We start from the raw sequence: 23,619 nt of genomic DNA on the forward strand, positions 1-23,619 counted from the left end.
CTCAGAAGTTGTCGGTGGAAGTGAACACGCCGACCCGCAGGCCCTCGGCGGTGTAGATCTGGCGGCCGTCGACGCTCACCGAGCCGTCGGCGATGGCCAGGTTCAGCTTGCCCTTGAGCACGCGCTTGATCTGGATGTTGTAGGTGACGAGCTTGGCGGTCGGCAGGACCTGGCCCGTGAACTTCACTTCACCCGAGCCCAGGGCCCGGCCGCGGCCCGGCAGGCCCTGCCAGCCGAGGAAGAAGCCCACCAGCTGCCACATGGCGTCCAGGCCCAGGCAGCCCGGCATGACCGGGTCGCCTTCGAAGTGGCAGGCGAAAAACCACAGGTCGGGCGTGATGTCGAGCTCGGCCGTGAGTTCGCCCTTGCCGTAGGTACCGCCCTCGGCGCTGATGTGGGTGATGCGGTCCACCATCAGCATGTTCGGGGCGGGCAGCTGTGCGTTGCCGGGGCCGAACAGTTCGCCGCGGCTGCAGCGCAGCAGGTCTTCGCGGGTGAAGGCGTTTTGTAGGGTCATGCGAGTCGATCAAGGACGGCGCCAGGGCATGAATGCACGCTGCGCGCGGATTGGAGGGAGAACACACCCGATGCCGGGCCTGCCGGGGTCCAAGCCTAGCGCATCCGCCGCGGCCCGATTTGACCCAGATCAGTTTGGGGGAAAAGGGGCTGGCAGCGTATACGTTTTCGGGGATGCCGCGCAGGGTGTCTGCCCTTATGCTGTGCGCGATCACAACGTCGATTTTCCACGCCCCATGACCGATTCCAGCCGCCCCCTGTTCGACCCGAGCTTCGCGCAACGCATTCCCGCCGAACGCCTGCCCGAGCTGCTGCGCGCCATGCCCAAGGCCGAGCTGCACATGCACATCGAAGGCTCGCTCGAGCCCGAGCTGATCTTTGCGCTCGCGCAGCGAAACGGTGTCTCGATTCCGTATGCCAGCGTCGAAGAACTGCGCAAGGCCTACGCCTTCACCAACCTGCAGACCTTTCTCGACATCTACTACGCCGGCGCGAGCGTGCTGCTGAAAGAGCAGGACTTCTACGACATGGCCTGGGCCTACCTGGAGCGCGCCGCGGCCGACCAGGTGGTGCACACCGAGATGTTCTTCGACCCGCAGACGCACACGGCGCGCGGCGTGGCGATGGAAACGGTGGTGAACGGCCTGCATCGCGCCTGCGTCGATGCACTGCCGAAGCTGGGCGTGAGCGCCTCGCTCATCCTGTGCTTCCTGCGCCACCTGAGCGAGGAAGAAGCCTTCGAGACGCTGGAGCAGGCGCTGCCGTACCGCGACAAATTCATCGGCGTGGGGCTCGATTCGAGCGAAGTCGGCCACCCGCCCGAGAAGTTCGCGCGCGTGTTCGCGCGCTGCCGCGAACTGGGCTTTCACCTCGTCGCGCACGCGGGCGAAGAGGGCCCGCCGGCCTACGTGTGGAGCGCGCTCGACGTGCTGAAGGTCGAGCGCGTCGACCACGGCGTGCAAAGCGCGAAAGACCCGGCGCTGATGAAGCGGCTGGCGCAAGACCGCATTCCGCTCACCGTGTGCCCGCTGTCGAACCTCAAGCTGTGCGTGTTCCCCGACCTGTCGCAGCACAACCTGGGTGCGCTGCTCGACGCGGGGCTGGTCGCCACCGTCAACTCGGACGACCCGGCCTACTTCGGCGGCTACATGAACCAGAACTTCACGCAGACCTTCGCCGCCACCGGCCTGGGCGTGCAGCAGGCCTGGCAGCTTGCGGCCAACAGCTTCGAGGGCAGCTTCATCGACGCGGCCGCCAAGCGCGCCTACGTCGACCGGCTCAACGCCGTCTTCGCGACCTTCTGAGTCAGCTCGGCCGTGCAGGCGCCGGGACCGGCGTTGCGGCGCGGCACGAGCAGCGGCATCGCCACCAGCGCGCAGGCGCTGGCCGCCAGCCACACGACCGGCCAGCCCTGCAGCGCCAGCAGGTGCGGAATCGAGAAGGGCGTGACGAAGCACACGAGGAACACGCTGGTGTTCGCCATGCCCAATGCGGTGCCGGCGCGCGCCGCGCCGGCCAGCGTGGCCAGCTCGGTGTACGCCACGCCGTGCCAGGCCGACACGCACACGCCGCTCACCGCCAGCAGCGCGATCAGCGCCAGCCGCAGCGGTGTGGAGGGTGCCTCGGTGCCCGCCGCCATCACCAGCGCGGCCAGGCCCGCGAACAGCAGCACGCTGAGCGCACTGCAGGCGCGCAGGTAGGCCGGGCGGTTGCGGCGGCGGTCGGTCCAGCGGCCGCTCCACACGCGCATCGCCATCGCGCCCACCTGCACGAAGACCATGGCGGCGGTGATCGTGCCCAGGCCCACGTGGCCGAAGTCGTGCAGGAACACCGTGCCGAAGGACAGCACCGCGAACTGCGGCGCGCACAGGATGCCGATGCCGGCCACGATGCGCCACACGCGCACGTCGCGCAGCGGGCCGGTCTTCGGTGCGGCGGCCTCGGTGGTCTTTGGGTGCGGCGTGATGGGCGGCTCGTGCACCCAGGCCCAGCTCATCGCCGCGCTCAGCGCGCACAGCAGCGCCAGCAGGCCGTACAGCGCGGCAAAGCCGAAGTGCAGCGCCACGAAGGGCAGCACCAGTGCGCCGATGCCGCCGCCCATCGGCACGGCGGTCTGGCGGATGCTCATGGCCAGGCCGCGCTCGCCGGCGTCGAACCAGGTCATCACCGCGCGCCCGCTGGCGCCGTTCACGCTGCCGCCGAGCAGGCCCACCAGCAGCAGCCCCGCGCCGAGCACGCCGAGGCCCGGCAAGTGTCCGGCGCCCGGCGCGGCCCACAGCGCCATCGCGACCAGCGCGATCGCCGTGCTGCCCAGCCCGGCCAGCAGCACGGGGCGGTCGCCCCAGCGGTCGGTCAGCAGGCCCCAGGGCAGCTCGCTCACGGCGATGCCCAGGCCCATGAGGCCGAGCACCAGGCCGAGCGCGGCGTTGTCGAGCTGGTAGCCGGTGCGCATGAGCACGGCGGTCATGGGGATGCCGCTGAAGGCGACCGAGAAGGCCGCGTTGGCGGCCACGCCAGCGGCGAGCACCTTCCAGCGGTGGCGCGGCGACAGCGGGGGGGAGGAGGGCGATTGGGTCATGTTGCAGCGCAGTGTCCGCCGCTGCAAAGGTTTCGAAAATCAGAAAATAATGAGCGGATCGTCCTGAAATTCGGGATGATTGAGAAGCCTCATGCAAGGACCCGCGATGACCCAGGTGATGTTCGATCTCGACGTGCTGCGCACCTTTTCCACCGGCATGGCCCTCGGCAGCTACGCGCGCGCGGCCGACAAGCTGGGCCGCTCGACTTCGGCCGTGAGCGCGCAGCTCAAGAAGCTGGAGTCGCAGGCCGGCACCGTGCTGTTCCGCAAGGAGGGCCGCGGCCTGGCGCTCACCGATGCGGGCGAGACGCTGCTGGCCTATGCGCACCGCATGCTCGAACTCAACGACGAGGCCAGCGCCGCGCTGCGCGGCGTCGACCTGCAAGGCTGGGTGCGGCTGGGCCTGCAGGAAGACTTCGGAGAGACGCTGCTGCCGGCCGTGCTCGGCCGCTTCGCGCGCGCCCACCCCAAGGTGCGCATCGAGGCCTGCGTGGCGCGCAGCGGCGAGCTGCGCGAGCGGCTCGAGCTGGGCCAGCTCGACCTGGCACTGGCCTGGGACGCCGGCGACCAGCCGCTGTCGCCGTATGCCGAGCGCGTGGCGCGGCTGCCGCTGCTGTGGATCGGCCCCACGGCGCCCGAGCGCGTCGATGCGCCCTGGTGGACCGAGCGCGAGCACCGCGCGGGCGTTCGCGCCGTGAAGAGCAAGGAGCCGCTGCCGCTCATCATGCTGGACGCCCCGTGCCCGCTGCGCGAGATCGTCATCACCGCGCTCGACCGCGCCGGCCTGCCGTGGCGCCGCGCCTTCGGCAGCGCCAGCCTGGCGGCGCTGTGGGCCGCGACGTCGGCCGGCCTGGGCCTGACCGTGCGCACGCCGTTTGGGCTGCCCTCGCATGTGCGCACGCTCGATCGCTCGGTGCTCTCGCTGCCGGCGCTGCCGCAGATCTCGCTCGTGCTGTACCGCGCGCAGGCCCGCGCCGAGGCGCCGGCGAGCCGGCTGGCCACGCTGCTGCTGGAGGCGGTGCGCCAGCATGCGCAGCTGCAGGCCGTGCCACCGCGCTGACCCCGCCGATCGCAGGCCCTTGCCGGGGCCGGGGGCGCAATGCGTGAGAATCCGCCGCTGGAGACAAGACAAGCGCAAGCGACAAGACCCAAGCGAGGCGGCATGACCATTACGCGGCACAACTCCCTGCATCTGTGGGACGACAGGTTTCTCTACATCACACCGGCGATCCAGTCGGGGCTCACGGCGCGTTCGTCGGCCACGCTGCTGGCGTCGGTGAGCGGCCATCCCTTCACGCTGGAGGCGCTCGACGGCACGCGCGTGCGCTGCACCGCCGCGCTGGTGGGGCCGCATGTGCCGCGCCGCCTGGACGTCGACGGCTGCGGGCTGCTGTCGCTCAACCTCGACCCGGCCTCCAGCGCCTACCGCATGCTCGCGCGGCACATGGGCGGCCACGGCATCCAGCCGATCGACGCGCGCCGCTTCGGCCGCACGCGCGACGACTTCGAACCGGCGCAGCACGGCGCGCTGTCCGACCGGCGCCTGCAGATGCTGAGCGCGAAGCTGGTCACGTCGATCACCGAGAGCCCCGAGCTGCAGGCCGCCATCGACCCGCGCATCGACCGCGTGCTGCAGGCCATCCGCACGCATGCGGGGCAGATCCCGCTGCGCGAGTTGTCGGCGCTGGCCTTTCTCTCGCCCGACCGGCTCACGCATTTGTTCGCGCAGCAGGTGGGCGTGTCGATCAAGCGCTATGCGCTGTGGACCAAGGTGCGCCGCACGGTGCAGCAGTTCACCGCGCGCCGCCCGCTGACCGACGTGGCGCTGGTCAGCGGCTTCACCGACGCGGCGCACATGAGCCGCACCTTCCAGCGCTACTTCGGCCTGTCGCCGTCCTTCCTGTCGAACCAGGTGCGCGTGACGGCCGACGAGCAGGCCTCGCACGCGTGGGGTCGCGGGATGGCGCACTGAGTCTTCAGCGGTCTCCAGGCGCGGCGCAGGACAGCGGCTGCGTTCAAGCCGCAGCCGGTCTGCCTGCCTAAGCTGGCGGTGCTCCATCAAGAGAGCACCAACCGGAGACATCCATGAGACAGACATCCTCGCGCGGCGCCATGCCGCTGTCCCTGCTCGCGTTGGTCACGGCCGCTGCACTCACCGCTTGCGGTGGCGGTGGTGGCGGCGGCAACGGGTTCCCGTTCTTTCCCATCGGCGGCAACCCGCCCACCAACCCGCAGGCCGAAGGCAGCTACAAGGCCGAGATCCGCCGCACCGCCCTGGGAGTGCCGCACATCAAGGCCGACAACTGGCCCGGCGTGGGCTACGGCTACGGTTTTGCGCAGGCCGAAGACGACCTGTGCACGATGGCCGACTCCTTCCTCACCTACCGCGGCGAGCGTTCGCAGTACCTCGGCGGCGACGCGCAGCTCGTGGCCAGCAGCACCATCGCGCGGCCGCAGAACATCGACTCCGACTTCTTCCACAAGCAGGTGATCTCGGCCGATGTGCTCGCGAAGATGATCGCGGCCCAGCCCGACAACCTGAAGCAGCTGGTCGAGGGCTTCGCCGCCGGCTACAACCGCTACGTGCGCGACGTGAAGGCCGGCGGCACGGCGCACCAGGCCTGTCGCAACGAAGCCTGGGTGAAGCCCATCACGGCCGAGGACATCTACCGCCGCATGTACGCGGCCAACCTCGCGGGCGGCTACAGCAACTTCCTGCCGAACATCGCCAATGCGATCGCACCCGCACCGGCAGCACCCACCAAGATGGCTGCGCGCAGCGGCGCGAAGAAGGCCTCGTTGCAGCTGGCGGCGGTCGTCAACGTGCCCGAGCTGCAGGTCGGTGGCAAGGAGGGCGTGGGCAGCAACATGATCGGCTTCGGTACGGCAGCCACCGGCGACAGCAGCCCGCTGCTCTTCGGCAACCCGCACTGGTACTGGCGCGGGCCGGACCGCTTCTACCAGGCGCAACTCACGATTCCGGGCCAGCTCAACATCAGCGGCACCTCGTTCCTCGGCATTCCGGTGATCCTCATCGGCTTCAACGACAACATCGCGTGGAGCCACACGGTGTCGACCGCGCGCCGCTTCGGCTTCTACGAACTGAAGCTTGCGGCGGGCGACCCGACCAGCTACATGCGCGACGGCAAGCCCGTGAAGATGCAGGCGCTCAACATCACCGTCAACGTGAAGCAGGCCGACGGCAGCGTGGCGCCGGTGACGCGCACGCTCTACAAGTCGGAGTACGGGCCGATGGTCAACCTCACGACCTTCGGTACGCCGTTCGCCTGGAGCCAGACCACGGCCTTCGCGATCCGCGACATCAACGGCGAGAACTACCGCACCTTCAAGAACTGGCTGCGCTGGAACCAGGCCAAGTCGCTGGACGAGTTCATCGCCATCCAGCGCGAGGAAGCGGCCATTCCGTGGGTCAACACCGTGGCGGTGGGCCGCGGCGCGGCCAAGGCCTGGTATGCCGACATCGGCGCGATTCCCAACGTGTCGCCCGCCCAGGTGGCCAGCTGCACGACGCCGCTGGGCGCGGCGGCCGGCGCCTCGCTGCCGCGCGTGCCCTTCTTCGACGGCTCGAAGAGCGAATGCGACTGGCAGACCGATGCCGACTCGGCGCAGAAGGGCGCCATCGGCGCGGCCCGTCTGCCGAGCCTGCTGCGCGACGACTACGTCGAGAACTCGAACGACAGCTACTGGCTCGCGAACCCCAAGGCACCGATGACCGGCTACCCGGCCATCATGGGACCCGCGGGCACGGAGGCCGTGAGCTTCCGCACGCGCCTGGGCAACCTGATGGCGCAGGCGCGCATCGACGGCGCCGACAGCTACGCCGGCAAGGCGGCCACGCCCGAGACCGTCAAGCAGATGGTGCTCAACAGCCGCGTGCTGACGGCCGAACTGTTCAAGGACCAGGCGCTGGCCATGGTGTGCGCGACGCCGACGATCAACGTGGCAACCGATCCGCAAGGCGGCGCCGCCATCGGGCGCGACGTGGACACCGGCCCGGCCTGCGCGGTGCTCAGGGCCTGGAACAACACGGGCACGATCGGCGCGCGCGGCGCACACATCTGGGACGAGTTCTGGAACCGCGCGTCGCTGCAATCCGCGGCCACGCTCTACAACGTGCCCTTCAGCGCGAGCGATCCGATCCACACGCCGCGTGACCTGAAGGCAGGCGCCGCGAGTGCCCTGCAGCAGGCCTTCGGCGCGGCCGTCGCGCGCGTGGAGGCCAGCGGCTTCGCACTCGATGCACAGCGCGGCGACTACCTGTTCGCCACGCGCGGCGGCCAGAAGATCCCGCTGTACGGCGGCTGCCACGGCCCGGGCTACTTCACCATCGCGTGCTCGGAGAACCGTCTGGACAAGGGCGGCTACACCATGGACGGCAACCCGAACGGCAACAGCTACATGCAGATCGTGCGTTTCCCCGAAGGCGGCGTGGAGGCGCACACCTTCCTGACGTTCTCGCTGTCGGACGATCCGGCCTCGGCGCACAACGCCGACTACACCCGGGCCTACAGCGCGGGGCAGTGGCTGAAGGTGCCGTTCTCCGAAGCCGAGATCAAGGCCGACGCGGCCTACCGCAGCGCCGTCGTCAGCGAGTAGCGAACGACGTACGGGACGCGGCTCGCTGCGCGAGCCAGTTCCACCCGGCGCCTGCGGCCATGAGCACGCAGGTGCCGAGGAACACGGCGCGCATGCCGATGTGCCCGCCCACGAAGCCGCCCAGCAGCGGGCCCGCCACCTGGCCCGCGTACTGCGCCGAGGTCGAGTAGCCCAGCATGTTGCCGGCCACGTGCTCGGGCACGTTGTGGCGGATCACGCTCGCGATGCACGGCAGCAGCCCGCCGAGCGACAACCCCATCAGGAAGCGCAGCACCACCAGCTGCCAGCCCGACGTGACGAAGGCCTGCGGAATCAGCAGCAGCGCCGACACCGCCAGGCAGCCGACGATCACGTTCCAGTGCCCCACGCGGTCGGCCAGCTTGCCCAGCCGCGAGGCCGAGAGGATGCTGCCGAGCGCGGCGGCCGACATCACGAGGCCGGCCATCATCGTCACGCGCTGCGGGTCGTCGAGCAGCGTGGCGACGTAGACCGTGATGATCGGCTCGATCGACATGTTCGCGAGCATCAGCAGCATGCCGGTGAAGAGCATCGCGACCAGCGGGCGCTTGTCGGGCACGGCGGCCCAGCCGGTATCGGGCGTGTCGCTTTGCCTTGCGGCCGAGGGTGCTTTCTTCTCCTCGCGAATCAGGAAGGCCGTGGCGAGAAAGGCGATGAAGATCATCGCGCCCGCCGCGAAGAAGGTGTTGCGGATGCCGACCAGCGGCGGCAGCACCCCGCCCACCAGCGGCCCCACGAGGTTGCCCGCCATGATGGCCGACGACATCGTGCCCAGCGCCCAGCCCGTGCGGTCCTTGGGCGTCTGCGTGGCGACCAGCACCATCGAGCCCGAGGCGTACCCGCCGAGCAGCCCCGCCAGCAGCCGCAGGCCCACGAGCTGCCACACGTTGGCCGCGAGGCCGATCAATGCCATCGCCACGGCCATGCCGAGGCTCGCGCGGATCAGCATCGGCTTGCGCCCGTAGCGATCGGCCAGCCGGCCCCACAGCGGCGCGACCAGCGCGGCGCTCAGGAAGGTGGCGCCATAAGCCGCGCCGGACCACTGCACGATGGCCGCGTGGTCCTTCACGCCAAGCTGCTCGACGTACAGCGGCAGGAAGGGCAGCAGCAGCGTCATCGCGATGATGGTCGTGAAGGAGCCGAACATGCAGACCGCGAGGTTGCGCTGCCAGTGTGCGTGGCTGGCGTGGGTGATCGGGTTCGTCATGGGGGAATCGATTGTGTGGCGCGGGGAGCGAAAGCCGCACTGCCGATTCGCGGCGGGTCCCATCGCCGCACCCGACGGATCGCCGCGCACTAAAATCTTCCCCCCGCAGCCGGGCGTCCCGGCCGGCTGCGGGTTTTTTGTTCGACCGGGGCCATGTAGAGGACCACCATGTACAAAAACCTCGCGGGCCGCGCCGTTCTGGCGCTGGCAGCCGCTTGCTTTTTATCTCCCGCCCTGTCCCAGACCGCGCCGCCGAAGCCGCCTCCCGCCAAGGACGCGCTGAAGGTCGGCTTCGTCTACGTCACGCCGGTCACCGATGCCGGCTGGGTGCGCCAGCATGAAGAAGGCCGCAAGGCCGTCGAGGCCGCGCTGGGCCCCCGCGTGAACACCGTCTTCGTCGAGAACGTGCCCGAGGGCGCCGACGCCGAGCGCGTGATCCGCGACCTCGCGCAGCAGGGCAGCCAGCTGATCTTCACGCCCAGCTTCGGCTACATGGAGCCGACGCTGAAGGTCGCGAAGGACTTTCCCGGCGTGAAGTTCGAGTCGATCACCGGCTACAAGACCGCGCCCAACGTCGCCACCGCCAACGCCCGCTACTACGAGGGCCGCTACCTCGCGGGCATCGCGGCGGGGCGCATGACGAAGACGAACGTGGCCGGTTACGTCGCAGGCTTTCCGATTCCCGAGGTGCTGCAGGGCATCAACGCCTTCACGCTCGGCATGCGCTCGGTGAACCCGAAGGCCAAGGTGATCGTGGTGTGGCTCAACGAGTGGTTCGATCCGCCGAAGGAGCGCGACGCGGCCATGGCGCTGTTCAACCAGAACGCCGACGTGCTCGCCTTCCACACCGGCTCCACCGCCGTGATGGCCGCCGCGCAGGAGCGCGGCAAGATGGCCGTGGCCTACCACTCCGACATGCGCAAGATCGCGCCCGACGCGCAGATCGTCGCGGTCACGCACCAGTGGGGCGGCTACTACACGCAACGCGCGAAGGCCGTGCTCGACGGCACCTGGAAGAGCGGCAACCTCTGGGGCGGTGTGAAGGAGGGAATGATCCGCGTCGGCGACTTCGGCACCAAGGTACCCAAGGCCGTGCAGGACGAGGTGCAGGCGCGGCAGAAGGACATCGCGGCAGGCAAGCTGCAGCCGTTCCGCGCGGTGGCGGCCGACGTGCGCGACAACGAAGGCCGCGTCGCGATCGCCAAGGGCGCCCAGTTGAGCGACGAACAGGTCCTGCAGATGAACTGGCTGGCCGAGGGCGTGCAGGGGCGGGTGACGCGCTGAGCGCGGCCTTTTGCCCCGTTTGAAGAGAGCGTTGCGCGTATAGCACTCATACGCGCAGGGCAATTCCCGCCGTCCGGGGCTGGATTACCCTCCGAATCCACGATGAAAAAAGCCTACCGCGCCTCCCTCCTGCGATTCGACGCCGCCGGCCTGCCTGTCTTCGACGAGGACGGCCTGCTGGTCGTCGCCCCCGACAGCACCGGCCGCCAGCGCGTGCTCGACGCCGGCAGCCATGCCGACGTGGCGCCGCGCCATGCCGGCGCCCACACCACCCACCTGCCGGGCCGCATCCTGGCGCCGGGCTTCGTGGACATGCACGTGCATTACCCGCAGACCGACATCATCGGCGCGCCCGCCGCCGGCCTGCTGCCCTGGCTCGAGAACTACACCTTCCCGGCCGAAAGCAAGTTCGCCGACCCCGCGCACTCGCGCGTGGTGGCCGACGTGTTCTTCGACGAGCTGCTGCGCAACGGCGTGACCACCTCGCTGACCTTCGCGACCTCGCACGTCGCCTCGGTCGACGCCTTCTTCGAGAGCGCGCAGCGCCGCCAGCTGCGCATGATCACCGGCAAGGTGCTGCAGGACCGCAACTCGCCCGACGGCGTGCGCGACGACACCGAGCAGAGCCTGGTCGACACCGAGGCGCTGATCCGCAAGTGGCACAACGTCGATCGCCTGGGCTACGCCATCACGCCGCGCTTCGCGCCCACCAGCACCGACGCACAGATGCGCGGCGCTGGCGAGCTGGCCGCCAAATACGGCGACACCTGGATCCAGTCGCACGTGGCCGAGAACCGCGACGAGGTGAAGTGGGCGCGCGAGCTGTACCCGAAGTCGCGCTCGTACCTCGACGTGTACGCCGACTTCGGCCTGCTGCGCGAACGCGCCGTGTACGCCCACTGCATCTACCTGGACGACACCGACCGCGCGCTCATGCACGAGACCAAGACGGCCGCCGCCGTGAGCCCCACGAGCAACCTGTTCCTGGGCAGCGGCTTCTTCGACTTCGGCGCGGCCGACCGCCTCGAGCAACCCTACGGCCTGGCCAGCGACGTGGGCGGCGGCACCAGCTTCAGCCCCTTCCACACCATGCTGGCCGCGTACTACGTCGGTCGCGAGGGCCAGACCAAGACCGGCCTGAGCATCGCGCCCTCGCGGCTGTGGTGGCACCACACCGGCGGCGCGGCGCGTTCGCTGGGGCTGGGCGGCGTGGTCGGCAACCTGCAGCCGGGCTGCGAGGCCGACTTCCTGGTGCTGAACCCGTCCGCCACGCCGCTCCTGGCGCGCAAGACCTCGCTGGCCAACAACCTCGAAGAGCTGCTGTTCGCGATGATCGTGTTGGGCGACGACCGGCTGGTCGAGCGCACGGTGATTTCGCAGGCGGGCTGAGCGGCGCCTGCGGGGGGAGGGCGCGCAGGGCGCCCATGCCACAATTCGGCCCCGATTTCCCCCGCAGCAGCATCAGCGAGCGCATATGAGCATCAAGAGCGACAAATGGATCCGGCGCATGGCCGAGAACGAAGGAATGATCGATCCCTTCGAACCGGGCCAGGTGCGCGAGAACAACGGCCACAAGATCATCAGCTACGGCACCTCCAGCTACGGCTACGACATCCGGTGCGCGCCTGAATTCAAGGTCTTCACCAACATCCACAGCACGGTGGTCGACCCGAAGAACTTCGACGAGAAGAGCTTCGTCGACATGCACGGCGACTACTGCATCATTCCGCCGAACAGCTTCGCGCTGGCGCGCACGGTGGAGTACTTCCGCATCCCGCGCAACGTGCTGACCATCTGCCTGGGCAAGAGCACCTACGCGCGCTGCGGCATCATCGTCAACGTGACCCCGTTCGAGCCCGAGTGGGAAGGCTACGTGACGCTGGAGTTCAGCAACACCACGCCGCTGCCTGCCAAGATCTACGCGGGCGAAGGCTGCGCGCAGGTGCTGTTCTTCGAGAGCGACGAGGTCTGCGAGACCAGCTACAAGGACCGCGGCGGCAAGTACCAGGGCCAGCGCGGCGTCACGCTGCCCAAGACCTGACAGCCTGATACAGGCATCCTGACCGCCGGTTACGTTCCGGGCGGCCGGGCCAAGTACCATCCTGCGACGTTCCGGCAAATACGCCGTTCAGCAAGCCGGCAAGGAGACTGCGATGAGATGGGAAGGCAACGAACAATCCGACAACGTCGAAGACCGCCGTGACGGCGGGGGTGGCGGCGGAGGCGGCGGTTTCATCGGTGGGCGCGGCATTGGCATCGGCACCATCGCGGTCGCGCTCATCGCGGGCTGGATCTTCGGCATCAATCCGCTCACCGTGCTGGGCCTGCTCAGCGGTGGCGGCGATCCGGTCCAGGTGCAGCAACAGCAGGGGCCGGCACCCAAGCCGCCGTCGAACGACCGCGAAGCGGCCTTCGTTTCCACCGTGCTGAAGAACACCGAGGTGGTCTGGACCGATCTGTTCCGCAAGAGCGGCGGCAACTACCAGGCGCCCCGGCTCGTGCTGTTCCGCGGCGCCACGCCCACGGCCTGCGGCACCGGGCAATCGGCCATGGGGCCGTTCTACTGCCCGGGCGACAAGAAGGTCTACATCGACCTGGCGTTCTACGACACCCTGAAGAACCAGCTCGGCGCACCCGGCGAGTTTGCGCAGGCGTACGTCATCGCGCACGAGGTGGGCCACCACGTGCAGGACGAGCTGGGCATCACCGCCAAGGTCGACGGCATGCGCGGGCGCCTGAGCGAGTCGCAGAACAACGCGATGAGCGTGCGTGTCGAGCTGCAGGCCGACTGCTTCGCGGGCGTGTGGGCACACCATTCGCAGGAGTCGAAGAAGTGGCTCGACCCGGGCGACATCGAGGCCGCCATGAACGCCGCCCAGAAGATCGGCGACGACGCTTTGCAGCGTTCCGCAGGCCGCGCGGTGGTGCCCGACAGCTTCACCCACGGCTCCAGTGCACAGCGCCAACGCTGGTTCGGCACGGGCTATCAGACGGGTGAAATGAAGTCCTGCGACACTTTCAACACGCGCAATCTGTAAAGATTGTCTCCCGAGAGCCCCGGATTCATTGGGGCTTTTGCTATTGAATAAATAGCAATTCGGCCTGCGCGGATGTTGTCGTTTCGTTGTCACTGCCGTTTTTTGCGGCAGTGCGACAATAGAAGGCTCAATGACAATGTCCTTCTCCAATCTTTCGCTGGCAGAACCGCTGGCCCGCGCCGTGGCCGAAATGGGCTACGAGACCATGACGCCCATCCAGGCAGAGGCCATTCCGGTCGTGCTTTCAGGCCAGGACGTGATGGGCGCCGCGCAGACCGGCACCGGCAAGACGGCGGCGTTTTCGCTGCCCTTGCTGCAGCGCATGCTCAAGCACGAAAACGCCTCCACCTCGCCCGCGCGGCATCCGGTGCGTGCGCTGGTGCTGCTGCCCACGCGTGAACTGGCCGACCAGGTCGCGCAGCAGGTCAAGCTGTACGCCAAGTACACCAACCTGCGCAGCACGGTGGTGTTCGGCGGCATCGACATGAAGCCCCAGACGCTGGAGCTGAAGAAGGGCGTCGAAGTGCTCGTGGCCACGCCCGGCCGTCTGCTCGACCACATCGAAGCCAAGAACGCGGTGCTCAACCAGGTCGAATACGTCGTGCTCGACGAGGCCGACCGCATGCTCGACATCGGCTTCCTGCCCGACCTGCAGCGCATCCTGAGCTACCTGCCCAAGCAGCGCACCACGCTGCTGTTCTCGGCCACCTTCTCGCCCGAAATCAAGCGCCTGGCCAGCAGCTACCTGCAGAACCCGGTGACCATCGAAGTGGCGCGGCCGAACGAAACGGCCTCCACCGTCGAACAGCACTTCTACAGCGTCTCTGACGATGACAAGCGCCGTGCGCTCAAGCAGATCGTCAAGCAGCGCGGCATTACGCAGGCCTTCGTGTTCGTCAACAGCAAGCTCGGCTGCGCGCGCCTCGCACGCTCGCTGGAGCGCGACGGTCTGCGTACCACCGCACTGCACGGCGACAAGAGCCAGGACGAACGCCTGAAGGCGCTCGCTTCGTTCAAGGCCGGCGAAGTCGACCTGCTGGTGTGCACTGACGTCGCGGCCCGCGGCCTGGACATCAAGGACGTGCCCGCCGTCTTCAACTTTGACATCCCGTTCAACGCCGAAGACTACGTGCACCGCATCGGCCGCACCGGCCGTGCCGGCGCCTCGGGCCTGGCCGTGAGCTTTGCCAGCGGCGGCAACGATGCGCGCCTGGTGGCCGACATCGAGAAGCTGATCAAGAAGAAGATCGAGCTCGAACCCGTCGAGTTCGAAGAAGACCGCCCGCGCGGCCGCATCAACGACGGACGCCGCCATTGGCGTGAAGAAGGCGAAGCCGGCGACGCACGCGACGTGCTCGACCAGCCGCGCGAACGCCGCGAAGCCGACACCCGCCGCAGCATGAGCGGTGGCGGCCGCCCGCACCGCGCACCGTCGGCGCCGCGCGATCCGTTCTTCGACAAGCCCTACGAATCCGGCGAGCGCGAAGCCGCACCGGCCTGGGAAGCGTCGGCCAAGGCCGCGCCCGCACGCGGCATTTCGAGCAACATCAAGAGCAAGCGCAAGGTCGCGGCACTGTTCAAGGCGGCCGAGCCGGGTTGAGCCGGAGCTGCGCGACAGCGAAAGTCAAAAAGCCGGGCATGCCCGGCTTTTTTGCTTTCTGGTCACCCTCTCCCGATGACCCGGCTTACTTGTTTTCGGGGATTGCGAGATGCGGGGGGCTCCCTATCCTTGCCACTGATTTCCGGGGGTGTTCGTCGGCCACGAACCCGGATCGGTGAGATGCATGCGCTTCCTTGCCAGTGCCAGCGCACACCCGTTTCGCCGCCATCGCACCGGCCGATTGCACGCAGGAGGAGGGGCATCCCATGACAAGCATCAGTTCGGCGCACCACGCGATTCCCGACATCGTTTCGAGTGCGCAATTGCTACCCAGGGCCGTGGCTGTCGACAGCGGCGAGATCAAGATCACCTTCATCAACTACTCGAAGTACGAGTTCAGACGCGACGTCACCGGCTACACCAAGGACTTCGCACTGGGGAGCATCACGTCCTCGCCGGGGACGGTTCTCAAGGCGCACTCGGGCATGGAGTCGCTCGACATCTGCCAGATTGCGTTCTCGTGGATCGCGGAGGGCGCAAACAACGCCTACGTGACCTGGTACAGCCCCGAGATTCCGGTGCGATTCGGCGCCCGGATCGTCGCGCCGGTGCAGGTCTTCGGCATGGGCCCGCGCCCGCACTGGGAAGTGTGCTGGGACAACAACCCCGGGGCCGATCCGCACTGGGCCAAGTCCGGGTCCGAGCCGTCGGACCCGCGGGTGTTTTTCGCCGACGGCCATATCGCAGGCCTGACTGCGACCGGCCGCGCGCGATCGTGGCACACCGCGCTCGACCTGACCGTCACCATCAGCAACTACACGCCAGGCAAGCCATGAACGATCTGCTGATGGTCTACACCAGCGAGGGGCGATGGGTGGCCAGGGTGGCGAACGCCGGCATCGAGTATGCGTTCCGCTACCTTGCAGAAGAGCCTGACTTCAGCGGACTCTGCGTGCGGTCGCTGGCGCTCGCCATGCGGGTGAGCCGTGAACAGGTGATCCAGAGCATCGCAGGCAACGGCATTTTCGACCTCCCCGATGGCATCCCGGCCGAAAGGGTGGTCGGCGAGCTGTTTGACGCGACCCAGGTCTTGCGCGTCGGGGGGGGCCCCGTCTTCACCGCCGAAGCTGCTCTGGCCCAGGATCTGGACGGTGCCGGGGAGGCCCTGCTAGTGGCGCTTGGCTGAACTCAGGCCACGCGAAAGTGATGCGTGCCGTCGCGTCCCAGCTGCTCCACCAGCCCGAACTCCCAGTCCAGGTAGGCCTGCATGGCCTCGGCGGGTGCGTCGGTGCCTTCGTAGGGCCGGCGGTAGCGGTCGGTGCGGGCGGTGGCCAGGCGGGTCTCGCCGGTCTCGGCCGGCAGACCGGCGGCGAACCAGGCGGTGTTGCCGCCCGTGAGCACCTGTACCTCCACGTCGCGCTGGCCGCGCGCGTCGAGCAGGGTGCGCAGGTCGGCTGCGGCGTAGCGCGCGAGCAGGCTGCTGCCGCAGGTCAATACGTAGCGCGGCGCGGACGGGATCGCGTTGTTGTCGATCGCCTGTGCCAGCTGCGCGCGGATCGCGTACCAGGCGCCGGGGATGTGGCGCTTCACGTAGTTGGCGCTCGTGGTCACGTCGATCACGGCGGTGGCGGGTTGCTGCTTCAGCAGCTCGGCCAAGGCTTGCGGCGCGATCTCGGCGACCGTGGCCGCGACGGGCGGGTAGGCCGACGTCGGCGTGCCGGTTTCGCTGAGCGCGGCGGCCGGTGGCACCGCATCGGGCACGTACACCTCCCAGCCCATCTGCGCGAGCCATGAGGCGCTCATCGATGCGCGCACGCCGTCGTCGTCGGCCAGCACGACGCGTGCGCCGCGCACCGGCACCTGGTGGTCGGTTTCCTGCACGAGCTGCCCGCCGGGCGCGCTCGCGAAGCCGGGCAGGTGGCCGGCGGTGTATTCCTCGGGCGTGCGCACGTCGAAGCGGTACACGGTGCGGCCCGGGGCCTCGAGCGTGTCGAGTGCGTCGAGTGCGATGCGGCGCACGCCCGCGGCGTCGGCCACGCGGCGCGCGTCGGCCTGCGCCTGCGCGCGGTTCGCGTCCGACACCGCAGCCGGTGCCTGCCGGCCGGCGCCGTGGTCGAGCACCTGGCCCGCGAGCTTCCAGCCGATGGTGCCGTTGCGCAGGGCCGCCACCGGGTTCGGGATGCCCGCGTTCACGAGCGACTGCGTGCCGATGATGCTGCGCGTGCGGCCCGCGCAGTTCACGATCACGCGCGTGGCCGGGTCGGGCGCGAGCTCGCGCACGCGCAGCACCAGCTCCGCGCCGGGCACGCTGGTGGCCGAGGGGATGCTCATGGTCTGGTATTCGTCGAAGCGACGCGCGTCGAGCACGACCACGTCGGCGCGGCTGTCGATGAGCGCCTGCACCTCGGGCGCCGACAGCGACGGCGTGTGCCGCTCGTGCTCGACCAGCTCGCCGAAGGATTTGCTCGGCACGTTCACGTCGCGGAACAGCTCGCCGCCCGCCGCGCGCCAGCCTTCGAGGCCGCCGTCGAGCAGGTGCACGTGGGTGTAGCCCAGCGCGGCGAAGGTGCGTGCCGCCAGCGGCGCGAGGTCGACACCGTCGTGCGCGCCGTACAGCACGATGAAGGTGTCGCGCCGCGGAATGCGTCGCCACGCTTCGATCTCGATGCGCGACAGCGGCAGGTTGGCGGCCCACAGCGGGTGCTCCTGCGCGAACGGGTCTTCCTCGCGCAGGTCGAGCAGCGCGGTCTCCTCGCGCGCGATCAGCCGTTCGCGCAGCGCGGCGAAGGGCAGCAGGGGAAAGGAGGCGGTCGTCGTTGTCGTCATGCGGCAGTGTTTCGGAGTTCGGCGGAGCGGTCCCACAGGTTGGGCAGCAGCGTGTTGGAGTAGCCGGAGACGAAGGGCTTGCGCCCGCCTTCGGCCGGGTAGGTGTGGCGGCGCACGGCGCCGATGTTGGCGCCGTACACGTGGATGCTGATCGACACGCGGTCGGCGTGCGCGTTGTGCACGCGGTGCAGGTCGCCCACGGTGGGCGACACGGCCTCGACATGGCCCGCATCGAGCCGCACCGGCTCGCCCTGGGGCCGTGCGGTGCCGTCGGCGTCGAGCGCGTAAGGCTGGCTGTACTCGGCGCCGCGCAGCATGCCGATGAGGCCCCACACCGTGTGGTCGTGGATCGGCGTGGCCTGGCCCGGCCCCCAGACGAAGCTCACGACCGAGAAGCGCTCGGTGCTGTCCGCATGCAGCAAGAACTGCTGGTAGTAGGTCGGGTCGGCCACGGCGAAGGCGTCGGGCAGCCAGTCGTCGCGCGCCACCAGCGTGCGCAGCAGCGCGCCGCCTTCGGACAGGATGCGCGGCTCGTCGGGCCGGCTGTCGAGCAGCCGGCCGAAGGCGCCGACGAAATCGCGCAGCGGAGCAATCATGCGGGGCGTTTCCAGAGTTGGGTGTCGGTGATCGCGCGCACATCCACGCGTGTGGGAAGGATACCGTCACGCGCCGAGCGGTCGGCCACAGTTTGTAGCGCGACGATGTCGGCCTCGCTCACGGGCCGCCCCGCCACCGAGGCGCGCGCCGTGATGAGCCGCGCCGACGCGATCGGCAGCCGCGTGAGCTGGCTGTAGGCCTGCGCATAGGCCTCGGGGTTGGCCAGCGCCCAGTCGCCCGCGCGGGCGAGCCGTTCGAGGAACTGCACGATGGCCGCGCGCTTGGCCACATCGGCCAGCGAATGCTCGCTCGCGGTGATGAAGCCCAGCGCCGTGTTGATGCCGCGCCCGTCGCGCAGGATGCGCCCGCCCTGCTGCAGCGCGATCGCGTAGTAGGGGTCGAAGATGGCCCAGGCGTCGATCTGCTTCGACGCGAACGCGGCGGCCGCGTCGGTGGGCAGCACGAACTTCACCGTGACCTCGTCGCGTCGCACGCCGGCCTCTTCGAGCGCGCCGTAGAGCTGGTATTGCGAGATGCTGCCGCGCGCCGACGAGACGACCACCGTCTGGCCGCGCAGGTCGGCCACGCGGCGCAGTGGCGAGTTGGGCTGCACCACGATGCCCAGCGACTCGGCCTTGCCCACGCGCGTGGCGACGATCTTCAGCGGCGTCTTGCCGACGGCCGCCGCGAGCACGGGCAGGTCGCCGGCCATCGCGGTGTCGACCGCGGCGCTGCGCTGCGCCTCGAACAGCGGCGCGGCGCCCTGGAAGTTGGCCCAGCGGTAGGCAAAGGGTGCGTCGTCGAGGGCCTTGGAGGCCTCGAACAGCGAGCGCAGGCCGCCGGCCTGGTCGCCGAGCACCAGCGTGGCCTGGGGCTGTGCCACCGCGCGCAGCGGGCCGGCCACGGCCAGCGACAGCGCGGCGCCTTGCGCGAGCCAGGCGCGGCGAGAAATTGGCAGCGCGCTCACGCTGCAGCTCCCGATGCCTGCAACGCACGCTGGCCCGCCGCGACCAGGATCGCGTCGTTCTGCGGCGTGTGGATGCGGCTGCACAGCACGTCGCGGTAGTGGCGTTCGAGCGGGTTCTGCCGCGTGAGGCCGTGGTTGCCGCTCAGCTGCAGCGCCAGCTCGACCACGCGGATGGCGTGCGTGGTCACGGTGTGCTTGAGCAGGCCGCTGTCGGCGGCGGGCGGCGTGTGGCCGCTGTCGACCGCAGCGGCCGCGTCGTCGAGCAGCACGCGGTTGGTGCGCAGCAGCGCCTCGATCTCGCCGACTTGCTCCTGCACGCGCGGCAGGCTGGCCAGCGGCGCACCGAGGCTGCCGGGCGCGCGCCGGTTCAGGAAGTCGACCAGCCAGTCGCGCGCGGCGCGTGCCACGGCGTCGTAGAGGCTGCCCAGCAGCACGACCATCCAGGCCTGCTGCGCCGCATGGGCGTCGATGTCGGTCTGGCTGCCGGCGCCGGGCGCCCAGTCGGCGGGCGCGCGCAGGTCGACGGCGTGGTCGGCGGCGATGGCGACGTCCTCGAACACCACCTCGTGGCTGCCCGAGGCGCGCAGGCCCAGGTGGTCCCAGCTCGCGATCACGCGGATGCCGGGCGCGTCGCGCGGCACCAGGAACACGCCGGTGCGCGGCGCGGCCTCGTCGGTGCGGGCCCAGACCGCGAGCCACGACAGGCCCTCGATGCCGGTCGTGTAGAGCTTGTGGCCGTCGATGCGCCAGCCCTCGGGCGTGCGCCGCGCCACGGTGCCGGGCAGGCCGCCGCGCGCCGGCGAGCCCAGCGCGGGCTCCACGCGCAGCGCGTTGATGAGCGCGCCGTGCGCCACCGCGTCGCGTGCCACGCGCTCGCGCAGGTGCGCGGGCCAGCGGCTCTCGCGGCGCGCGAGCGCCTGGTGCTGCAGGTAGGTCATGGTGAGGATCAGCGCGGTGGCGGACTCGCCGCGCGCCACCGCCGCGATCACGCGGCGTGCCGTGGCCAGCGTGGCGCCGCCGCCGCCGTATGCGGCGGGCGCGACGAGGCCGATCAGGCCGTTCGCCTGCAGCGCCTCGAAGTTCTGGCGCGGAAAGGCGCCGCTGCGGTCGTGGTCGGCCGCCGTGGACGCGAACTGGTCCGACAGGCGGGCCAGCACGGCGGGGTCGACGGAGGGCGGGGTGTCGGTGTCGGGAACGGCCGGCGCGCGGCGCAAGGGGAGTGCACTCATGGTGCCCGCACGGTAAAGGCCCGCTGCCAGCGCGCGAAGGATGCATCGCGCATATCCAAATTCGTTTTTCTGCGTTCGTTTTCGGGGCCCGCCTCGGTACGGTCTCGCTTCTCCTCGTGAGTGAGTGAAGAAGAAAGAACACAAGGCATGACACCCGAATTCCCACTGGACCGACGCCGCCTGCTGCAGGCTGCCGCTGCATGGGGCGTGGCGGCTTCGGGCGTGGCGCAGGCCGCCGCGCCCTCGCGCGACCTGTCGGGCGTGACGCTGCGCGTGGGCACCTACAAGGGCCTGTGGCGCCCGCTGCTCACGGCCTCGGGCCAGGCCGACACGCCCTACAAGATCGACTGGCGCGAACTCAACAACGGCGTGCTGCACATCGAGGCCATCAACGGCGACGCGCTCGACCTGGGCTCGGGCAGCGAGATCCCGCCGGTGTTCGCGGCGCGGCAGAAGTCGAGCGTGCGGCTCGTGGCCGTGACGCACGAAGACCTCAACAACCAGGCCACGCTGGCGCGCAAGGACGCGCCGATCCGCAGCATCGCCGACCTCAAGGGCAAGCGCGTGGGCTATGTGCGTGCCACCACCTCGCACTACTACCTGGCCAAGCAGCTGGCCGAGGCGGGCCTGTCGTTCGCCGACATCCAGCCCGTGAGCCTCACGCCGGCCGACGGCCTCTCGGCCTTTGCGCGCGGCGACCTCGATGCGTGGGCCATCTACGGCTACAACGGCCAGCTCGCGCGCACCCAGTACGGCGCGCGCACGCTCAAGACCGGCGTGGGCTACCTGTCGGGCAACTTCCCCATCTATGCCAACCCGCGCGCGCTCGACGACACGCTGCGCCGCGCGGCGCTGGGCGACCTGCTGCAGCGCCTGCAGCGCGCGTTCGCCTGGATCAACGGCAACTTCCTGGCCTACGCCCGCGCGCAGTCGGCCGAGACGCGCGTGCCCGTGGGCGACCTGGTCGAGCTGTTCAACGGCCGCAGCGGCGACTACAGCCTGGGCCCGGTGACCGACGCCGTGGTGCGCAGCCACCAGGACGTGGCCGACACCTTCCAGAAGATCGGCGTGCTCGACGGCCCCGCCGACGTGAAGCCCCTGTGGGACCGCCGCTTCGAAAACCTGCTGCGGCTTCCCGCCGCCTGACCCCTTCATTCCATCCGCATCCACGAGGACACCATGAGCCAGAACGACGTTGAATTCATCGGCATGATCCAGGGCCAGAAGGTCTCGGAGATCCACGCCGCCAAGGGCCCGGCCATCGACCGCGACTACGTGCGCGCCTTCGCGCAGGCACACGAGAACGCCGGCTTCGACCGCGTGCTGGTGCCGCACCATTCCACCAGCCCCGATGCCACGCTCACCGTGGCCTACGCGGCCTCGGTGACCGAGCGCATCCACTTCATGCTCGCGCACCGCCCGGGCTTCGTGGCGCCCACGCTCGCGGCGCGCCAGTTCGCCTCGCTCGACCAGTTCAGCGGCGGCCGGCTCGGCGTGCACTACATCTCGGGCGGCTCCGACGAGGAGCAGAAGCGCGACGGCGACTGGCTCGACCACGACCAGCGCTACGCCCGCACCGACGAATACCTCGAGGTGCTGCACAAGGTGTGGACGGCCGAGAAGCCCTTCGACCACGAAGGCGCGCACTACCGCTTCCAGAACGCGTTCTCCGAAGTGAAGCCGGTGCAGACGCGCCACGGCAAGCCGCACGTGCCCGTGTACTTCGGCGGTGCGTCGGAGGCGGCGATTCCGGTCGCGGGCAAGTACGCCGACGTGTACGCGCTGTGGGGCGAGTCGCTCGACCAGGCGCGCGAGCTCACGACGCGCGTGCGAGCCGAGGCCGCCAAACACGGGCGCAGCGTGCGCTTCTCGGTGTCGTTCCGCCCGATCCTGGCGGACACCGAAGAGGCCGCATGGGCGCGCGCCGAGAACATCCTGGCGGAGACGAAGCGCCTGCGCGTGGTGCAGGGCTACAACCGTGGCGGTCCGCAGCAGAGCGAAGGCGCCAAGCGCCTGCTGGCCGCGGCCGAGAAGGGCTCGCGCCTCGACAAGCGCCTGTGGACCGCGGTCGCGCAGGAGATCGGCGGGCGCTCCAACAGCACCGCGCTGGTCGGCACGCCCGAGCAGGTCGCCGATGCGCTGCTCGACTACTACGACCTGGGCGTGACGACCTTCCTGATCCGCGGCTTCGATCCGCTCGAAGACGCGACGGACTATGGGCGCGCGCTGATTCCGCGCACGCGCGAACTCGTCGCGCAGCGCCTGCAGTCGCAGCGCAAGGCGGCCTGAGCCATGAGTGCCGTTCTTTCCATCGACCGGAACACAGCCCAGCCGCTGAAGCTCCACGCGAACCCGCAGCAGAAGCACTGGTTCGACCCCATCCCGCCGCGCCCCACCGTGCAGGCCGAGCGCCGCCACCGGCAGGAGCGCCTGGCGGGCGCCTTCCGCCTGTTCGCGCGCTTCGGCTTCGCGCAGGGCCTGGCCGGTCACATCACGGCGCGCGACCCCGAGCTGACCGACCACTTCTGGGTCAACCCGCTGGGCGTGCACTTCTCGCGCATCAAGGTGTCCGACCTGCTGCTGGTCAATTCGAAGGGCGAGACGGTTGTCGGCGACCGGCCGCTCAACAAGGCCGCCTTCGCCATCCACGCCGCGATCCACGAGCACAACCCGAACATCGTGGCCGCCGCCCACACGCACTCGACCTACGGCAAGGCCTGGTCCACGCTGGGCCGCCAACTCGACACGCTCACGCAGGACGCCTGCGTGTTCCACGACGACGTGGCGCTGTTCGACGACTTCACCGGCATGGTGGTCGACACCAGCGAAGGCGATCGCATCGCCCGCGCGCTGGGCGACAAGAAGGGCGCCATCCTCAAGAACCACGGCATCCTGACGGCCGGCCCCACCGTGGAGGCCGCTGCGTGGTGGTACATCGCGCTGGACAACGCCTGCCACACGCAGCTGCTGGCCGAGGCGGCCGGCACGCCGCAGCCGATCGACGAGGCCACCGCGCGCCACACGCACGGCCAGATCGGCGGGCCCGAAGGCGCCATCCATTCCTTCGACAGCCTGTACGAAGGCCTGGTCGAGGCCGAACCCGAACTCCTGCTTTGACGATGACGACGAACCCCCGGAGCCT

The 23,619-nt window shown here is 69.6% G+C and carries 21 protein-coding genes; 14 read left to right on the forward strand and 7 right to left on the reverse strand.

Annotated features, from left to right (window positions below; translation table 11 throughout):
- Position 1 precedes the first annotated feature (1 nt).
- Positions 2-517, reverse strand: coding sequence for a 3-hydroxyacyl-[acyl-carrier-protein] dehydratase FabA (gene fabA / locus AC3WQM_RS07535; RefSeq protein WP_095744206.1), 516 nt, complete (start codon positions 515-517; stop codon positions 2-4).
- A gap of 235 nt (positions 518-752) precedes the next feature.
- Here fabA and AC3WQM_RS07540 point away from each other — a divergent pair, with 235 nt between their 5' ends.
- Positions 753-1,820 (forward strand): adenosine deaminase, encoded by a 1,068-nt coding sequence (locus AC3WQM_RS07540; RefSeq protein WP_062477527.1) that lies wholly within the window; start codon positions 753-755, stop codon positions 1,818-1,820.
- Here the strand turns inward: AC3WQM_RS07540 and AC3WQM_RS07545 are convergent.
- Entirely contained in the window at positions 1,781-3,094 is a 1,314-nt protein-coding gene (locus AC3WQM_RS07545) for an MFS transporter (RefSeq protein WP_492677650.1), read from the reverse strand. The genes AC3WQM_RS07540 and AC3WQM_RS07545 overlap by 40 nt on opposite strands.
- A gap of 106 nt (positions 3,095-3,200) precedes the next feature.
- On the opposite strand from AC3WQM_RS07545, the gene AC3WQM_RS07550 reads away from it, so the two are divergent.
- The 3 genes from AC3WQM_RS07550 to AC3WQM_RS07560 all read left to right on the forward strand — a co-directional run bounded on the left by AC3WQM_RS07550 (position 3,201) and on the right by AC3WQM_RS07560 (position 7,711).
- Complete coding sequence (locus AC3WQM_RS07550; protein ID WP_492677942.1) at positions 3,201-4,154, forward strand: LysR substrate-binding domain-containing protein; 954 nt, start codon at positions 3,201-3,203, stop codon at positions 4,152-4,154.
- A gap of 102 nt (positions 4,155-4,256) precedes the next feature.
- Positions 4,257-5,066, forward strand: a complete 810-nt coding sequence (locus AC3WQM_RS07555; protein WP_492677652.1) for a helix-turn-helix domain-containing protein — start codon at positions 4,257-4,259, stop codon at positions 5,064-5,066.
- A gap of 113 nt (positions 5,067-5,179) precedes the next feature.
- Entirely contained in the window at positions 5,180-7,711 is a 2,532-nt protein-coding gene (locus tag AC3WQM_RS07560) for a penicillin acylase family protein (RefSeq protein WP_492677654.1), read from the forward strand.
- Here the strand turns inward: AC3WQM_RS07560 and AC3WQM_RS07565 are convergent.
- Complete coding sequence (locus AC3WQM_RS07565) at positions 7,701-8,936, reverse strand: MFS transporter (protein WP_492677656.1); 1,236 nt, start codon at positions 8,934-8,936, stop codon at positions 7,701-7,703. The two genes, AC3WQM_RS07560 and AC3WQM_RS07565, sit on opposite strands and share 11 nt — an antisense overlap.
- Positions 8,937-9,104: 168 nt before the next feature.
- Between AC3WQM_RS07565 and AC3WQM_RS07570 the strand changes: the two genes are divergently transcribed.
- The 7 genes from AC3WQM_RS07570 (at position 9,105) to AC3WQM_RS07600 (ending at position 16,044) form a co-directional block, all read left to right on the forward strand.
- Positions 9,105-10,220, forward strand: a complete 1,116-nt coding sequence (locus AC3WQM_RS07570) for a BMP family ABC transporter substrate-binding protein (RefSeq protein WP_492677658.1) — start codon at positions 9,105-9,107, stop codon at positions 10,218-10,220.
- Between the two features lie 102 nt (positions 10,221-10,322).
- A complete protein-coding gene (guaD, locus tag AC3WQM_RS07575; RefSeq protein WP_492677660.1) occupies positions 10,323-11,609 on the forward strand; it encodes a guanine deaminase in 1,287 nt (428 codons plus the stop codon).
- An 85-nt stretch (positions 11,610-11,694) separates the two neighbouring features.
- Positions 11,695-12,261, forward strand: a complete 567-nt coding sequence (gene dcd, locus AC3WQM_RS07580) for a dCTP deaminase (protein ID WP_099795730.1) — start codon at positions 11,695-11,697, stop codon at positions 12,259-12,261.
- 112 nt (positions 12,262-12,373) lie between these two features.
- A complete protein-coding gene (ypfJ, locus tag AC3WQM_RS07585) occupies positions 12,374-13,258 on the forward strand; it encodes a KPN_02809 family neutral zinc metallopeptidase (protein WP_492677662.1) in 885 nt (294 codons plus the stop codon).
- 130 nt (positions 13,259-13,388) lie between these two features.
- On the forward strand, positions 13,389-14,858 hold the full coding sequence (locus AC3WQM_RS07590) for a DEAD/DEAH box helicase (protein WP_139701960.1): 1,470 nt from the start codon (positions 13,389-13,391) through the stop codon (positions 14,856-14,858).
- Positions 14,859-15,124: 266 nt separating this feature from the next.
- Positions 15,125-15,694 carry a hypothetical protein gene (locus tag AC3WQM_RS07595; RefSeq protein ID WP_492677664.1) on the forward strand — a complete coding sequence of 190 codons (570 nt, stop codon included), beginning with the start codon at positions 15,125-15,127 and terminating at the stop codon, positions 15,692-15,694.
- On the forward strand, positions 15,691-16,044 hold the full coding sequence (locus tag AC3WQM_RS07600; protein WP_492677666.1) for a hypothetical protein: 354 nt from the start codon (positions 15,691-15,693) through the stop codon (positions 16,042-16,044). Before AC3WQM_RS07595 ends, AC3WQM_RS07600 begins: the two co-directional genes overlap by 4 nt.
- Before the next feature lie 2 nt (positions 16,045-16,046).
- Here AC3WQM_RS07600 and AC3WQM_RS07605 read toward each other — a convergent pair whose 3' ends face one another.
- The 4 genes from AC3WQM_RS07605 to AC3WQM_RS07620 are packed head-to-tail and all read right to left on the reverse strand — an operon-like array spanning position 16,047 to position 20,477.
- On the reverse strand, positions 16,047-17,684 hold the full coding sequence (locus AC3WQM_RS07605) for a rhodanese-related sulfurtransferase (protein WP_492677668.1): 1,638 nt from the start codon (positions 17,682-17,684) through the stop codon (positions 16,047-16,049).
- Complete coding sequence (locus AC3WQM_RS07610; protein ID WP_062477560.1) at positions 17,681-18,280, reverse strand: cysteine dioxygenase family protein; 600 nt, start codon at positions 18,278-18,280, stop codon at positions 17,681-17,683. The genes AC3WQM_RS07605 and AC3WQM_RS07610 overlap by 4 nt, the downstream gene beginning before the upstream one ends.
- Positions 18,277-19,248, reverse strand: coding sequence for an ABC transporter substrate-binding protein (locus AC3WQM_RS07615; protein ID WP_492677670.1), 972 nt, complete (start codon positions 19,246-19,248; stop codon positions 18,277-18,279). Before AC3WQM_RS07615 ends, AC3WQM_RS07610 begins: the two co-directional genes overlap by 4 nt.
- Positions 19,245-20,477, reverse strand: a complete 1,233-nt coding sequence (locus AC3WQM_RS07620) for an acyl-CoA dehydrogenase family protein (RefSeq protein WP_492677672.1) — start codon at positions 20,475-20,477, stop codon at positions 19,245-19,247. The genes AC3WQM_RS07615 and AC3WQM_RS07620 overlap by 4 nt, the downstream gene beginning before the upstream one ends.
- 147 nt (positions 20,478-20,624) lie before the next feature.
- Between AC3WQM_RS07620 and AC3WQM_RS07625 the strand changes: the two genes are divergently transcribed.
- The 3 genes from AC3WQM_RS07625 to AC3WQM_RS07635 are packed head-to-tail and all read left to right on the forward strand — an operon-like array spanning position 20,625 to position 23,594.
- Positions 20,625-21,623 carry an ABC transporter substrate-binding protein gene (locus AC3WQM_RS07625; protein WP_492677674.1) on the forward strand — a complete coding sequence of 333 codons (999 nt, stop codon included), beginning with the start codon at positions 20,625-20,627 and terminating at the stop codon, positions 21,621-21,623.
- A 33-nt stretch (positions 21,624-21,656) separates the two neighbouring features.
- Positions 21,657-22,766 carry an LLM class flavin-dependent oxidoreductase gene (locus AC3WQM_RS07630; RefSeq protein ID WP_062482534.1) on the forward strand — a complete coding sequence of 370 codons (1,110 nt, stop codon included), beginning with the start codon at positions 21,657-21,659 and terminating at the stop codon, positions 22,764-22,766.
- Positions 22,767-22,769: 3 nt separating this feature from the next.
- A complete protein-coding gene (locus AC3WQM_RS07635) occupies positions 22,770-23,594 on the forward strand; it encodes a class II aldolase/adducin family protein (protein ID WP_492677676.1) in 825 nt (274 codons plus the stop codon).
- Positions 23,595-23,619 lie beyond the last annotated feature (25 nt).

Source organism: Variovorax sp. FW301-JW7 (assembly GCF_058788795.1).